7 protein-coding genes and 3 rRNA genes are annotated in these 14,372 nt (G+C 68.3%); all 10 read right to left on the reverse strand.

The features are described 5' to 3' along the window. Positions 1–19: 19 nt before the first annotated feature. Entirely contained in the window at positions 20–1,207 is a 1,188-nt protein-coding gene (gene steA, locus BN3788_RS18375) for a putative cytokinetic ring protein SteA (protein WP_066589341.1), read from the reverse strand. Between the two features lie 6 nt (positions 1,208–1,213). After that, positions 1,214–2,956 carry a DNA repair protein RecN gene (recN, locus tag BN3788_RS18380; RefSeq protein ID WP_066589342.1) on the reverse strand — a complete coding sequence of 581 codons (1,743 nt, stop codon included), beginning with the start codon at positions 2,954–2,956 and terminating at the stop codon, positions 1,214–1,216. 3 nt (positions 2,957–2,959) lie between these two features. Further along, a complete protein-coding gene (locus BN3788_RS18385; protein WP_066589345.1) occupies positions 2,960–3,853 on the reverse strand; it encodes an NAD kinase in 894 nt (297 codons plus the stop codon). Next, positions 3,850–4,683 carry a TlyA family RNA methyltransferase gene (locus BN3788_RS18390; RefSeq protein WP_066589347.1) on the reverse strand — a complete coding sequence of 278 codons (834 nt, stop codon included), beginning with the start codon at positions 4,681–4,683 and terminating at the stop codon, positions 3,850–3,852. Before BN3788_RS18390 ends, BN3788_RS18385 begins: the two co-directional genes overlap by 4 nt. Positions 4,684–4,690: 7 nt before the next feature. Next, on the reverse strand, positions 4,691–4,984 hold the full coding sequence (locus BN3788_RS19935) for a hypothetical protein (protein WP_066589352.1): 294 nt from the start codon (positions 4,982–4,984) through the stop codon (positions 4,691–4,693). Positions 4,985–5,076: 92 nt separating this feature from the next. Beyond that, complete coding sequence (locus tag BN3788_RS18400) at positions 5,077–6,141, reverse strand: HAD-IIA family hydrolase (protein ID WP_066589355.1); 1,065 nt, start codon at positions 6,139–6,141, stop codon at positions 5,077–5,079. Continuing rightward, the gene (locus BN3788_RS18405) at positions 6,138–6,980 is read right to left on the reverse strand and encodes a hypothetical protein (RefSeq protein ID WP_187138399.1); all 843 of its coding nucleotides are present in this window, start codon (positions 6,978–6,980) and stop codon (positions 6,138–6,140) included. The genes BN3788_RS18400 and BN3788_RS18405 overlap by 4 nt, the downstream gene beginning before the upstream one ends. Before the next feature lie 1,913 nt (positions 6,981–8,893). After that, positions 8,894–9,010, reverse strand: a 5S ribosomal RNA gene (gene rrf / locus BN3788_RS18415). A gap of 78 nt (positions 9,011–9,088) precedes the next feature. Next, positions 9,089–12,203 (reverse strand): 23S ribosomal RNA (locus BN3788_RS18420). 404 nt (positions 12,204–12,607) lie between these two features. Further along, positions 12,608–14,131: ribosomal RNA gene (locus BN3788_RS18425) — 16S ribosomal RNA — on the reverse strand. The 16S, 23S and 5S rRNA genes sit together here, the layout of an rRNA operon. Between the last annotated feature and the right edge of the window lie 241 nt (positions 14,132–14,372).

Consider the following 14,372-nt stretch of genomic DNA (forward strand, 5'->3'; position numbering starts at 1 on the left):
CGGATCATCTGCGATGTCGTCATGACGTCGAGCTGAAGATCGAGCGGAACCACGAGAAGAGGTCGTCGAACCGGGCCCCGGTGAGGCCGAGCAGCGTCTGCCCCGCCTCCGTGGAGGCAAGCGCGACGCCGAGCGCGAGCAGCCCGGCCAGGACGAGCAGCAGGAGCTGCACGTTGGAGATGCGCTGACGGTACAGCCGCGAGACGCCCTTGGCGTCGACGAGCTTGCTGCCGACCCGCAGGCGCGTGAGGAATGTCGACGCCATGCCCGAGCGCCCCTTGTCGAGGAACTCCACGAGTGTGGCGTGCGTGCCGACGGCGACGATCAGCTCGGCGCCCTTGTCGTCGGCCAGCAGCATCGCGACGTCCTCACTGGTCCCCGTCGCGGGGAAGACGACGTGCTCGACGCCGAGCTGCTCCACGCGGGCGAGTCCAGGAGCCCGGCCGTCGCGGTAGGCGTGCACCACGACCTCGGCGCCGCACCGGAGCGCGCGGTCGGAGACGGAGTCCATGTCGCCCACGATGAGGTCGGGGGTCCACCCGGCCTCGAGGATCGCGTCCGCGCCGCCGTCCACCCCGATGAGCACCGGCCGGTACTCGCGGATGTAGGGCCGCAGCGTGACCAGGTCTTCCTTGTAGTGGTAGCCGCGCACGACGATGAGCACCTGCCGGCCGTCGATCACCGTCGAGATGTCCGGCACCCCGACGCCGTCGAGCAGCAGGTCCCGCTCGCGCCGCAGGTAGTCCATCGTGTTCGCCGCGAACGACTCGAGCTGCACCGACAGCCCTGCGCGCGCCTCGGCCATCGCGGCCTCGACCGACTCAGCCGTCTGCACGACGCCCTCGGCCACCAACGTCGCGCCGTCGTGCACCGCGCCATCGACCACGCGCAGGACGTGGCCGTCCGGGATGGTCATGACGTCCGGGCCGAGATCGTCGATCAGCGGGATGCCCGCCTGGATGAGGATCTCGGGGCCCAGGTTCGGGTACCTGCCCGACGTCGAGAGCGAGGCGTTGAGGACGGCGGCCGGCTGGCAGGCGACGAGCGCCTCAGCGGAGACCCGGTCGATGTCCAGGTGGTCGATGACGGCGACGTCGCCCGGCCGCAACCGCTTGGTCAGCGCCTTCGTCCGAGGGTCGACACGGGCGGGCCCGACGATCCCGGGCTCGTCGGGCAGGGGGGCGCGCTTGCGCAGCGAGACTCTCATCGGGGCTCATCGTCCCATGCCGGAGAGGCTGAGAAGCTCGGCCGCGTGGGTCCGTGCGGCGTCCGAGTCCTCCTGGCCTGAGAGCATGCGTGCCAGCTCGCGCACGCGCTCCTCATCCGTGACGTTCCGCACGTCGGACTCAGTCACCAGGTCGACCCCGTCGCCTGTGGACTTCGTCACGACGAGGTGCTGGTCGGCGAACGCCGCCACCTGTGCGAGGTGCGTCACCACGAGCACCTGCCCGCCGCGCGCGAGGGCCGCGAGGCGGCGGCCCACTTCGACTGCGGCCTTGCCGCCCACTCCGGCGTCCACCTCGTCGAAGACGAACGTGGCGGGCCGGGGCGCGCCGGATCCAGGGGCTGTGGCGAGCGCGACCTCGATCGCGAGCATCACGCGCGACAGCTCACCGCCCGACGCCCCCTTGCCGAGTGGACGGGCCGGCGCGCCGGCGTGCGGGACCAGGAGCATCTCGACGACGTCGGCGCCGTGCGGCCCGGGCTCGTCGGCGGGGTCGACCCGGACCTCCAGCCGGGCGCCGCTCATGGCGAGCCCGGCCAGCTCCGCTGTCACGGCGTCCGCGAGCGACTCGGCAGCCTGTCGGCGCCCGGCGCTGATGGACGCACCGAGGGACTCCAGCGTGGAGGTGAGCTCGTCCCGTCGCGCGGTGAGGGCAACCAGCTGCTCGTCCCCGCCGTCCAGGTCGAGCAGCCGGCGGCCGGCGGTGTCCGCCCAGTCGAGCACCTCGGCGATGTCGGCGCCGTAGTTGCGGGTCAGCGACGCCAGCTCGGAACGGCGGCGCTGCGCTTGGTCGAGCCGTGCGGGATCGGCCTGCAGGTCGCCGAGGTAGGACGCCAGCTCGGCGGCCGCGTCGGTCAGGAGGAACCCGGCCTCGGCCACCCGGGTGGCGAGCGCCGCGAGCGTCGCGTCATGCTCCCCCACCTGCTCGAGCGAGCGCCGAGCGTGCTCGACAAGTGTCGCCACGGCCTGCTCCTCGCCGAGCGCCACGCTGTCGTCGCCGACCAGGACCGCGTGCGCCCCGCTCGCCGCGGCGCGCAGGTCCTCCGCATGGGCGAGCCGGTCGACCTCGGCAGCGAGCGCGACGTCCTCGCCAGGCTGCGGGGCGACGCGCTCCCCCTCGCCGAGGCCCAGCCGCAGCAGCTCGGCCTCACGTGCGCGGTCGTGCTTGCGCTCGGTCAGCTCGCGCAACTCGGCGGCGCCGGCTTGGCGCTCGGACCAGCTCGCCCGGTAGGACACGAGCGGGCCCTGGGGCGCCGGGCCCGCGTAGGCGTCCAGGGCCTGACGCTGGCGCGCCGGCGAGCGCAGCCGCGCCTGGTCGGCCTGGCCGTGCACGGTCACGAGCTCGTCGGCGATCTCGGCCAGCACCGCCTGCGGCACCGACCGGCCGCCCAGGAAGGCCCGGGACCGCCCCGGGGAGTCGGGGGTCGCCGCGCCGACGGTCCGCACGAGCACCAGCGAGCCGTCGTCGTCGAGAGCCCCACCTGCCTCGAGCGCGCGGGCCAGCACCGGGGGGCCGGCCGGCAGCAGCACGCGGCCCTCGACGGCGGCCGACGCGCCACCGGTGCGCACGGTCGCGGGGTCCGCCTTGCCGCCGAGCAGCAGGTTGAGCCCGGTGAGCACCATCGTCTTGCCGGCGCCCGTCTCACCCGTGAGCACGGTGAGACCGGGCCGCAGGGGGACGTGCGCGCGGCCGATCACACCCAGGTCCTGGATCCGGATCTCCTCAAGCACGGCTCAGCCCTCCCGTCCGATGGATGTCCCGTACGGGCGGAGCGCCTCTGCTCCCCCGCGCCAGCCCTCGACAGGCAGGCCGAACTTGCTGACCAGCCGGTCGGTGAAAGGCGCGTGCGTCAGCCGGGCCAACCGGACGGGTATCGGGCTCGCGCCCACCTCCACCCGCGAGCCGACCGGGACCTCGATGCGGCGCCTCCCGTCACAGCTCAGGATCGCGCTGGCTGGGGAGCGGCTCATCAGCTCGACGGCCAGGACGCTCGACGGGCCGACCACCAACGGCCGGGAGAACAACGCGTGGGCCGAGAGGGGCACGAGGATCATCCCGGCGACATCCGGCCACACCACCGGCCCGCCCGCGGAGAACGCATGCGCCGTCGAGCCCGTCGACGTGGCCATCACCACCCCGTCGCAGCCGAAGGACGACAACGGACGGCCGTCGACCTCGACGACCACCTCGATCATCCGCGCCGGGTCGCTCTTCTCGAGCGCGGCCTCGTTCAGCGCCCACCCCGTCGCGGGCTCCGCGTCGCCCGGCAGGTGGACCGTCACGTCCAAGGTGCCGCGCTCCTCCACCTCGTACGCGCCATCGGCGAGCCGACGCACCGCCTCCGCGATGTTCTCCCGCTCGCTCTCCGCCAAGAAGCCGACGTGGCCGAGGTTGACGCCCAGCAGCGGCACGCCCGTCCCGCGCGTCAGCTCCGCCGCCCGCAGGATGGTGCCGTCGCCGCCGAGCACGATCGCCATCTCCAGGTCCCCGAGAGGCGTCGGCTCACCGTCGTCGACGGCGAGCACGGGCGTCATCCCGACTGCCTCCAGCGCCCGCAGCGTCTCCCGCGTGGCGGCGACCGCCTCCTCGCGACCGCTGTGGGTCACGACCAGTGCACGACGTGTCACGCCTCTCCACCTCCGGTCGCGGGTGCGGCGCGGACCGCGCGCTCCACCTGCTCGACGAGCTCCACGTCCGAGGAGGGGGTCTCCGCCCGACGCAACCACAAGAAGTACTCCACGTTGCCGCTCGGCCCCGGCAGCGGGCTCGGCGCCACGCCTGCGACGTCCAGTCCGAGCCGCACCGCCGCACGGGCGACGCCGAGCACCGCCTCGACCCGCAACGCGGGCGAGCGCACGACCCCGCCGGAGCCCAGCCGCTCGCGGCCGACCTCGAACTGCGGCTTCACCATGACGACCAGGTCCGCATCGGGCCGTGCCACCGCCACGAGGGCGGGCAGCACGAGCGTCAGGGAGATGAACGAGAGGTCGGCGACCACCAGCTCGGGCGCGGGATCCACGTCGCCCGCGGCGAGGTGCCGCACGTTCACGCCCTCGCGGACGTCGACTCGGGGGTCCTCACGCAGCGACTGCACCATCTGGTCGTGCCCGACGTCGACGGCGACCACCCGCGCCGCCCCACGGCGCAGCAGCACGTCGGTGAACCCTCCGGTGCTGGCGCCCGCGTCCAGGCACATGCGGCCCTCGACTCGCAGGCCGGAGCCCGACCAGGTGTCGAGGGCTCCCAGCAGCTTGTGCGCGGCCCGAGACGCGAATGCCGGCTCGGCGTCCTGCGCCCCCTCGACCTCGACCTGCTGCCCGTCGTGGACGGCGGTCGCGCTGCGGCGGGCCACTGCGCCGTCGACGAGCACACGGCCGGCAGCGATGAGCTCGGCGGCATGGCGGCGGGAACGGGCCACCCCACGCCGCACGAGCTCGCTGTCCAGACGGGAGCTCATCTCGTCCTCAGCCCTCGGTGTCCGCGAGACGCGACTGCAGAGCAGAGTGGATGCCCTCGAAGGCGGTGACGTGCGCATGCAGCGGCAGCGTCGACAAGTCGTCCAACCCGGCCAGCGCCTCGTCCACCCGAGCGTCGCCCGCCTCGCCAGCCTGGGGCTCGCGCGACGCCCCGGGGTCACGAGGGACACCGGGATCGCGGGGGATGCCTGGCGCACGGGGCACGCCTGGCGCGCGGGGCACGCCTGGCGCGCGGGGCACACCGGCCTCCTGGGGCGCGCGCTCGATGCGTGCCTCGTCCACGTCACTCACCGCTGTCCACTCCCCGTCGTCAGTTCCCTTGTGGGACTCGTGGCAGCGCCCCAGGACGGGGCGCCGCCACGCGCACAGCCACGCTACCGGGCGACCGCCTCGGAGCTGACGTCGTGCACATCCAGGTCGGGCACCGATTCCGGGTCGAGCGCCTCGCCGGCGTCGACGGCCGACCATGCCGCCGCGCAGGCGGCGCGGACCAAGTCCACGCCGTCCTCGATGGACGCCGGGCCGGCGTCCGCCTCACGGTGCAGTTCGAGCCGCCCGTCGCGCACCCGGGCCGCGGCGCCGCGACAGGCCCACCAGCCCTCGGCGCCCGGAGTGGGCTCGGGGTGGGGAGCCAGCAACGAGCGCAGGTCGGCGCCGATGAACGACGGCCGCTCACCCGGCACGGCGAGCACGTCGTCGCGCGCCGTGCTCACACCGGTCAGCACATGCAGCCCCGGGTACTCGGCGGCGCGCGCCCCACCCAGGTCCGTGTCCAGCCGGTCGCCGATGACGAGCGGCGACCGTGCGCCGGCCCGATCGACTGCGAGCTGGTACATCGTGGGCGACGGCTTGCCCGCACTGGACGGCTCGACACCTGTCGCTGCCCGGACGGCCCCCACGAGGGCGCCGTTCCCCGGGGCGAAACCCCGGGCGGTCGGCAGGCTCAGGTCGAGGTTGCTCGCCACATGCCATGCGCCCCGCTGCACGGCATACGCCGCCTCGGCGAGCTGGGCCCAGCCCAGCTCAGGCGCGAAGCCCTGCGCCACCGCGTCGGGCTCGTCGTCAGCAGACGTCACCACGGTGTAGCCCGCGGCGCGCACAGCAGTGACGAGTCCGGCGCCGCCCACCACGAGCACCTTGGCGCCGCGCGGCAGGCGGGTGGTCAGGACGACGGCGGCGGCCTGGGCCGCCGTCATCACCTCCTCTGGCGTCGCGGGGATGCCCAGCCCCGTGAGCTGCCCGGCCACCGACTCGGGCTCTCGCGAGGCGTTGTTCGTGACGAACACCAGGCGCTGGCCGAGCGCACGCGCGCCGGCCAGGCCCTCTGCGGCGCCAGCGATCGGCTCATGGCCCCGATAGGCCACTCCGTCAAGGTCCACCAACGCGAGGTCATAACGCGCCGCGAGCGGGATGTCGCATCCCAGCAGCCCGCCCCTCACAGCTGGCCCTCCGGCGTCGCCTCGTCCACCTCGTCGACGGCAGTCGGCGCGACGACGCGCTCCTCGTCGTCGGCGTTGTGGTCACCGGAGTCACCGGTGGCGTCGTCGTCAACGTCGGAGACCGGCTCAACCTCAGAGACCGGCTCGACCTCGTCGTCCAGGTCGTAGACGACCACGTCGTCCTCGTCCTCGCCGACGAGCTGGCCAGATGCCTCAGCGAGCTGCTGCTCGGTGAACGGCGCCAGCTCCGCCTCCGCCTCAGCCGGCTTGCCCGCTGCCTCCAGGGCAGTGGCGCGCGCCTGGGCGACACGCACAGCGAGCACCCCTGTCGCGCCGCGGGCCTCGGGCGTCGCGAGGGCCGCGACGGCAGAGTCGGGCTCGCCGAGCTCGAGTCGGGCGCCGCTGACGACGATCGCCAGCTCGACCCGGGCCGCAGGCTCGAGGCCCTCTGCCTCGGGGCTCGACGCGAGGGCCAGGGCGCGCTCCGGGCGGCCCAGTCCCCGCTCGCAGTCGGCCATGATCGCCAGGTGCTCCGAGGACCCATTCAGCCGGCGCACGGTGCGCAGCTCGCGCAGCGCCTCCGCGAACCGACCCGTCCGATAGGCCGCGAGCCCTGCGGCCTCCCGGACCACGTCGACCCGGCCAGCCCGGCGCACAGCCGCCTGAGCGTGCTCGTACGACAACTCGGGCTGCTCGTCGAGCAGCCGCCCGGCCATCACCAGGTGCAGGCCGACGTTCTCGGCGTTCTCCTTGCTCAGCGTCCGCAGCCGGGCGCGCACGGCACGGTCGAGGTCCGAGAACTGGATGTCCTCGGGCAGCTCCGGGGCAGCGTCGCGCACACTCTGCGGCGGACGCGACGGGCGTGCGTCCTCGCGGTCACGCACAGGGCGGTCAGACCACTGCGCGCGAGCCGCGTGGGGTCCGCTGCTCGGCCGCGAGTCGGGTCGAGCGTCGCGGGCGGGCCGACGGTCGTCAGTGCGGGGGCGCTCGTCACGCCGTGCAGGACGTGACTCGCCTCGACCCGACCGGTCGTCACGAGCGGGCCGACGGTCATCGGCCCGCGGCCGCTCACCGAAGCGAGGGGGCCGCGAGTCATCGCGCGGCGGACGGGCGTCGCGCGACCCCGAGTCGTCGCGTGCCGGACGGAAGCCCTCACGAGCGGGACGGAAGTCATCGCGAGCCGGACGGAAGTCATCGCGAGCCGGACGCGCATCCCGCGAGGGACGCGCGTCGTCACGCGGCGGACGGCGATCGTCTGACCCCGGACGGTGCGAGCCGCTCGGCCGCTGTCCGTCGAACCGCGGAGCCGATCCGGACGGACGGAAGCCGCCCGAGCCACCTCGGTCGGGGCGACCGCTGCGCTCGTCGGACCGCCGGTCGTCGCGTGCGGGGTACCGGTCGTCACGCGGCGGACGGCGGTCGTCCGAACGCGGCGCACGGCCTGCGTCGCCACTCCAGCGAGAGCCCTCACGCGCAGGTCGCGCGTCACGCGACGGGAACCGCTCGTCGCGCTGGGGAGAGCGGTCATCGCGGGCCGGACGCGAGTCGCGGCCGCCGAAGCGGTCGCCACGAGGAGCCCAGGAGTCGCGAGGACCGCGGGCGTCACCAGACGGCCGGGAGTCGCGGGGCGAGTAACGGTCGTCGCGCGCGGGGCCGCGGTCGTCGGCGCGCGGAGGACGGCGGTCGTCTGAGCCGGGCCGGCGGGAGCCACCGGGCCGCTGCCCCTCGTGGCGGGGCGCCGAGCTCGACGGGCGGAAGCCGCCCGTGCCACGGTCCGGGCGGCCGGAGCGGTCGTCGGGACGGCGATCGCCCTGCCCGCTGCCGCGGTCGTCACGCGGAGGACGGCGGTCGCCGCGATCGGGCCGCGAGTCGCCGGAACGCTGCCACGGGGCATCGCCCGAGGAGCGGTAGGGACGCTCCCCGCGCTGCGGACGGTCGTCCGAGCCGCGGGCGGCGCCGCCGAAGCGGTCGTCACGACCACCGTTGGACGGGCGGGACGAACGGTTGTCCCGGTCGAATGACGGACGCCCCTCGCCGGGACGCTCGCCGCGCTGCTGGTACGGACGGTCCTGGGCTCCGCGACGGTCGTCGCGGAACGGACGGCCGCCGCTGTCGGGCCGCTGCCCATCGCGCCGCGGCCCACCTGTGGCGGGCCGAGCCGGCCGGTCGTCACGCTGGAATCGCTGGCCGGAGCCGGCGTCGCGGGGGGTGGACCGCCACTCGCCCCCCAGTGGGGGCCGCGAGGAGCGGGTGTCGCGACCCGCGCCCCAGTTCTCCCGGGGCGCGCTGCGCTCGTCGCGCTCGGGGCGCTGCCCACGGCTGTCAGGTCGTGCGCCGCCGCTTGCGGCGCCACGCGAGGAGTCACTTCCCCTCGCACCGCCCCATGACGACGCGCCTCGCGCTGAGCGTGGCGGCTGACCTGCGACGCGCGGGGGTCGACCGCCTCCGGCGGGACGTCCCCGGTCACTGGCGCCGCCCGTGTTGCCTGCGTTCGTACGCGGCGTCCTGGGCGGACGTGCTCCGTCGTCACTGTTCATGTGTGTGAGTTCCCCTCATCGTGCTGCAACCACCATGGTCTCATCCCCGCCTGGCAGCTCTGTTCGATCTGGCCCCGCAGGCGCGGTCGACCGCGTCACCCGTCGCGTGTGCAGGCACGCCGCCCCACGCTCGTGTCTCTCTTCTGGGCTCCTTCAGCAGGATACCCAGAACGCAGAAAGAGCCACCCCATAGGGGTGGCTCTTTCTGAATGATGTTCCGGCGGCGACCTACTCTCCCACACCCTGGCGAGTGCAGTACCATCGGCGCAGAGGGGCTTAGCTTCCGGGTTCGGAATGGGACCGGGCGTTTCCCCCTCGCTATGACCGCCGTAACTCTATGGAGATATGAATCTCGGGATGATTCCCGTTCGTATCTCGGGAACCGCACAGTGGACGCGTAGCAATGTAGTGTGGTGAAGTCATCGGCTTATTAGTACCGGTCAGCTCCAGCAGTCTTTCGTCCTGCCTTCCACATCCGGCCTATCTACCCAGTGGTCTAGCTGGGAGCCTCTCGGGGCACTAGTCCCCATGGAAACCTCATCTTGAAGCAGGCTTCCCGCTTAGATGCTTTCAGCGGTTATCCCTTCCGAACGTAGCCAACCAGCCGTGCTCCTGGCGGAACAACTGGCACACCAGAGGTTCGTCCGTCCCGGTCCTCTCGTACTAGGGACAGCCCTTCTCAAGTTTCCTGCGCGCGCAGCGGATAGGGACCGAACTGTCTCACGACGTTCTAAACCCAGCTCGCGTACCGCTTTAATGGGCGAACAGCCCAACCCTTGGGACCTACTCCAGCCACAGGATGCGACGAGCCGACATCGAGGTGCCAAACCATGCCGTCGATATGGACTCTTGGGCAAGATCAGCCTGTTATCCCCGGGGTACCTTTTATCCGTTGAGCGACGGCGCTTCCACAAGCCACCGCCGGATCACTAGTTCCGACTTTCGTCCCTGCTCGACCTGTCAGTCTCACAGTCAAGCTCCCTTGTGCACTTGCACTCGACACCTGATTGCCAACCAGGCTGAGGGAACCTTTGAGCGCCTCCGTTACATTTTAGGAGGCAACCGCCCCAGTTAAACTACCCACCAGGCACTGTCCCTGGTCCGGATGACGGACCGAGGTTAGATATCCAGAGCGACCAGAGTGGTATTTCAACGTTGACTCCACCGACACTGGCGTGCCGGCTTCACAGTCTCCCACCTATCCTACACAAGCCGCACCGAACACCAATACCAAGCTATAGTAAAGGTCCCGGGGTCTTTCCGTCCTGCTGCGCGTAACGAGCATCTTTACTCGTAGTGCAATTTCGCCGAGTTCGCGGTTGAGACAGCGGGAAAGTCGTTACGCCATTCGTGCAGGTCGGAACTTACCCGACAAGGAATTTCGCTACCTTAGGATGGTTATAGTTACCACCGCCGTTTACTGGGGCTTAAATTCTGAGCTTCGCCTTGCGGCTGACCCGTCCTCTTAACCTTCCAGCACCGGGCAGGCGTCAGTCCGTATACATCGTCTTGCGACTTCGCACGGACCTGTGTTTTTAGTAAACAGTCGCTTTCCCCTGGTCTCTGCGGCCGTCCACGCTCCCCCAGCAAGTGGGATCACGCTTCGGGCCCCCCTTCTCCCGAAGTTACGGGGGCATTTTGCCGAGTTCCTTAACCACGATTCTCTCGATCGCCTTAGTATTCTCTACCTGACCACCTGAGTCGGTTTAGGGTACGGGCGGCTAGAACCTCGCGCCGAGGCTTTTCTTGGCAGCATAGGATCACCCAATCATCCCGCATTCGCGGTCACCATCAGTTCTCAGGCTATGTGAGAGGCGGATTTGCCTACCTCTCGCCCTACAACCTTGGACGTGGACTACCATCGCCACGCTGGGCTACCTTCCTGCGTCACCCCTGTTAATGCGCTTACCTACTGCCGGCTCGGGTCGCGCGCTCCCCCGCCCGGTGTCCCCGAAGGGACGATGGACGGCTTCGGGCGCTTAGCATCACCGGGGTCGGTATGGGCGGTTCTTCGCCGGTACGGGAATATCAACCCGTTGTCCATCGACTACGCCTGTCGGCCTCGCCTTAGGTCCCGACTTACCCAGGGCGGATTAGCCTGGCCCTGGAACCCTTGGTCATTCGGCGGACGGGTTTCTCACCCGTCTTTCGCTACTCATGCCTGCATTCTCACTCGTGTGGCGTCCACCGCTGGGTCACCCCGCGACTTCACTCGCCACACGACGCTCCCCTACCCATCCACACGCCTGAACCCCACAAGGGGGCTGAGCTATTGTGTGAATGCCACAGCTTCGGCGGTATGCTTGAGCCCCGCTACATTGTCGGCGCGGAATCACTTGACCAGTGAGCTATTACGCACTCTTTCAAGGGTGGCTGCTTCTAAGCCAACCTCCTGGTTGTCTGTGCAACTCCACATCCTTTCCCACTTAGCATACGCTTAGGGGCCTTAGCTGGTGGTCTGGGCTGTTTCCCTCTCGACTACGGAGCTTATCCCCCGCAGTCTCACTGCCACGCTCTCACTTACCGGCATTCGGAGTTTGGCTAACGTCAGTAACCTTGTGGGGCCCATCGGCTATCCAGTAGCTCTACCTCCGGTAAGAAACACGTGACGCTGCACCTAAATGCATTTCGGGGAGAACCAGCTATCACGAAGTTTGATTGGCCTTTCACCCCTAACCACAGGTCATCCCCTCGGTTTTCAACCCAAGTGGGTTCGGTCCTCCACGCGGTCTTACCCGCGCTTCAACCTGCCCATGGCTAGATCACTTCGCTTCGGGTCTAGAGCACGCGACTGAATCGCCCTATTCGGACTCGCTTTCGCTACGGCTTCCCCACACGGGTTAACCTCGCCACGTACCACTAACTCGCAGGCTCATTCTTCAAAAGGCACGCTGTCACCCCTGCTAGGGAGGCTCCAACGGATTGTAGGCACACGGTTTCAGGTACTATTTCACTCCCCTCCCGGGGTACTTTTCACCTTTCCCTCACGGTACTTGTCCGCTATCGGTCACTAGGTAGTATTTAGGCTTAGCAAGTGGTCTTGCCGGATTCACACGGGATTTCTCGGGCCCCGTGCTACTTGGGATCCCCTTCGGGAGGCCGCGTCATTTCGTCTACGGGGGTCACACCCTCTGTGCCGGGCCTTTCAATGCCCTTCGACTATAACGCGGCTTTCTGACTCCCTGCTGATTCGGCAGAACCAGCTGAAAGGTCCCACAACCCCGCACACGCAACGCCTGCCGGCTATCACACGCATACGGTTTGGCCTGATCCGCTTTCGCTCGCCACTACTCACGGAATATCTCTTCCTGTCGGTACTGAGATGTTTCACTTCCCGACGTTCCCTCCACACACCCTATATATTCAGGTGCGGGTCACTGGACATGACTCCAGCGGGGTTTCCCCATTCGGAGATCCTCGGATCACGGTTCGTTTGCCAACTCCCCGAGGCTTATCGCAGGCTACTACGTCCTTCATCGGCTCCTAGTGCCAAGGCATCCACCCTGTGCCCTTAAAAACTTGACCACAATAATTTCTACAAAGATGCTCGCGTCCACTGTGCAGTTCTCAAGCTACGAACGATCCCCGTGCTGACACCGGCGCCTGCCCAAGAACACCTGGGCGGTTCGACCGATCACACGGACCCGTATCCAGCCACCCCACCGCAACCCATCCGAAGACGAGCCAGCGGGGCAACCCGAGACAACAACCTTCCGGCTGTTCCCTCAGGACCCAACAGTGCGCCAAGCCCACCCCTCACACGACCCCCCGCGTTCCAGAACCGGGCAAGCCCGGGACGTACTAGAAGGAGGCCGCATCGCGGCCGGCCATAGTCGATGTTCCACCCTTGAGCTCCACCCCCGGCTCGTTCGGCCAGGGACATGGGCCTGGACCCGGCCCCCGAAGAGACCTGGCCAGATGCTCCTTAGAAAGGAGGTGATCCAGCCGCACCTTCCGGTACGGCTACCTTGTTACGACTTAGTCCCAATCGCCAGTCCCACCTTCGACGGCTCCCCCTCTTGCGAGTTGGGCCACCGGCTTCGGGTGTTACCGACTTTCGTGACTTGACGGGCGGTGTGTACAAGGCCCGGGAACGTATTCACCGCAGCGTTGCTGATCTGCGATTACTAGCGACTCCGACTTCATGGGGTCGAGTTGCAGACCCCAATCCGAACTGAGACCGGCTTTTTGGGATTCGCTCCACCTCGCGGTATCGCAGCCCTTTGTACCGGCCATTGTAGCATGCGTGAAGCCCAAGACATAAGGGGCATGATGATTTGACGTCATCCCCACCTTCCTCCGAGTTGACCCCGGCAGTCTCCTATGAGTCCCCGGCATGACCCGCTGGCAACATAGGACGAGGGTTGCGCTCGTTGCGGGACTTAACCCAACATCTCACGACACGAGCTGACGACAACCATGCACCACCTGTACACCGACCTTGCGGGGAGCACATCTCTGCACTTTTCCGGTGTATGTCAAGCCTTGGTAAGGTTCTTCGCGTTGCATCGAATTAATCCGCATGCTCCGCCGCTTGTGCGGGCCCCCGTCAATTTCTTTGAGTTTTAGCCTTGCGGCCGTACTCCCCAGGCGGGGCACTTAATGCGTTTGCTGCGGCACGGAACTCGTGGAATGAGCCCCACACCTAGTGCCCAACGTTTACGGCATGGACTACCAGGGTATCTAATCCTGTTCGCTCCCCATGCTTTCGCTCCTCAGCGTCAGTTGCGGCCCAGTGACCTGCCTTCGCCATCGGTGTTCCTCCTGATATCTGCGCATTCCACCGCTACACCAGGAATTCCAGTCACCCCTACCGCACTCTAGTCTGCCCGTACCCACTGCAAGCCCGAGGTTGAGCCTCAGGTTTTCACAGCAGACGCGACAAACCGCCTACGAGCTCTTTACGCCCAATAATTCCGGACAACGCTTGCGCCCTACGTATTACCGCGGCTGCTGGCACGTAGTTAGCCGGCGCTTCTTCTGCAGGTACCGTCACTTTCGCTTCTTCCCTGCTGAAAGAGGTTTACAACCCGAAGGCCGTCATCCCTCACGCGGCGTCGCTGCATCAGGCTTGCGCCCATTGTGCAATATTCCCCACTGCTGCCTCCCGTAGGAGTCTGGGCCGTATCTCAGTCCCAGTGTGGCCGGTCGCCCTCTCAGGCCGGCTACCCGTCGTCGCCTTGGTAGGCCTTCACCCCACCAACAAGCTGATAGGCCGCGAGCCCATCCTTGACCGATAAATCTTTCCAGACGCTACAGATGCCTGTGCGTCTCGTATCCGGTATTAGCCGCCGTTTCCCGCGGTTATTCCAGAGTCAAGGGCAGGTTACTCACGTGTTACTCACCCGTTCGCCACTGATCAGACAAGGCAAGCCCTGTCATCACCGTTCGACTTGCATGTGTTAAGCACGCCGCCAGCGTTCGTCCTGAGCCAGAATCAAACTCTCCGTAGATGTCTCATGGCACCCTGCCACCGAAGCGGCAAGGAAACCGACACACGAAACAGCCCCACTCGAAAGCAGGACCAGTTAATTCGGCTGATTCGAGCATGCCACCCACGGGGTGGACGACACACTCAGTCAACCAAGACTCACCAACCAGCAACCCCCCACCGAAAAGCGGGGAACCACCAGACGATGAACCATCTTGGCATCGACTACTTGGCACACTGTTGAGTTCTCAAGGAACAGACGC

It is taken from the genome of Cellulomonas timonensis (genome assembly GCF_900046455.1).
In the GTDB taxonomy this organism is placed as follows: Bacteria; Actinomycetota; Actinomycetes; order Actinomycetales; family Cellulomonadaceae; genus Cellulomonas_A; species Cellulomonas_A timonensis.

Bases quoted from the DNA above. Each gene is read 5' to 3' on its own strand.
- steA (WP_066589341.1), bottom strand. From the start codon at position 1,207: ATGAGAGTCTCGCTGCGCAAGCGCGCCCCCCTGCCCGACGAGCCCGGG.
- BN3788_RS18390 (WP_066589347.1), bottom strand. From the start codon at position 4,683: ATGAGCTCCCGTCTGGACAGCGAGCTCGTGCGGCGTGGGGTGGCCCGT.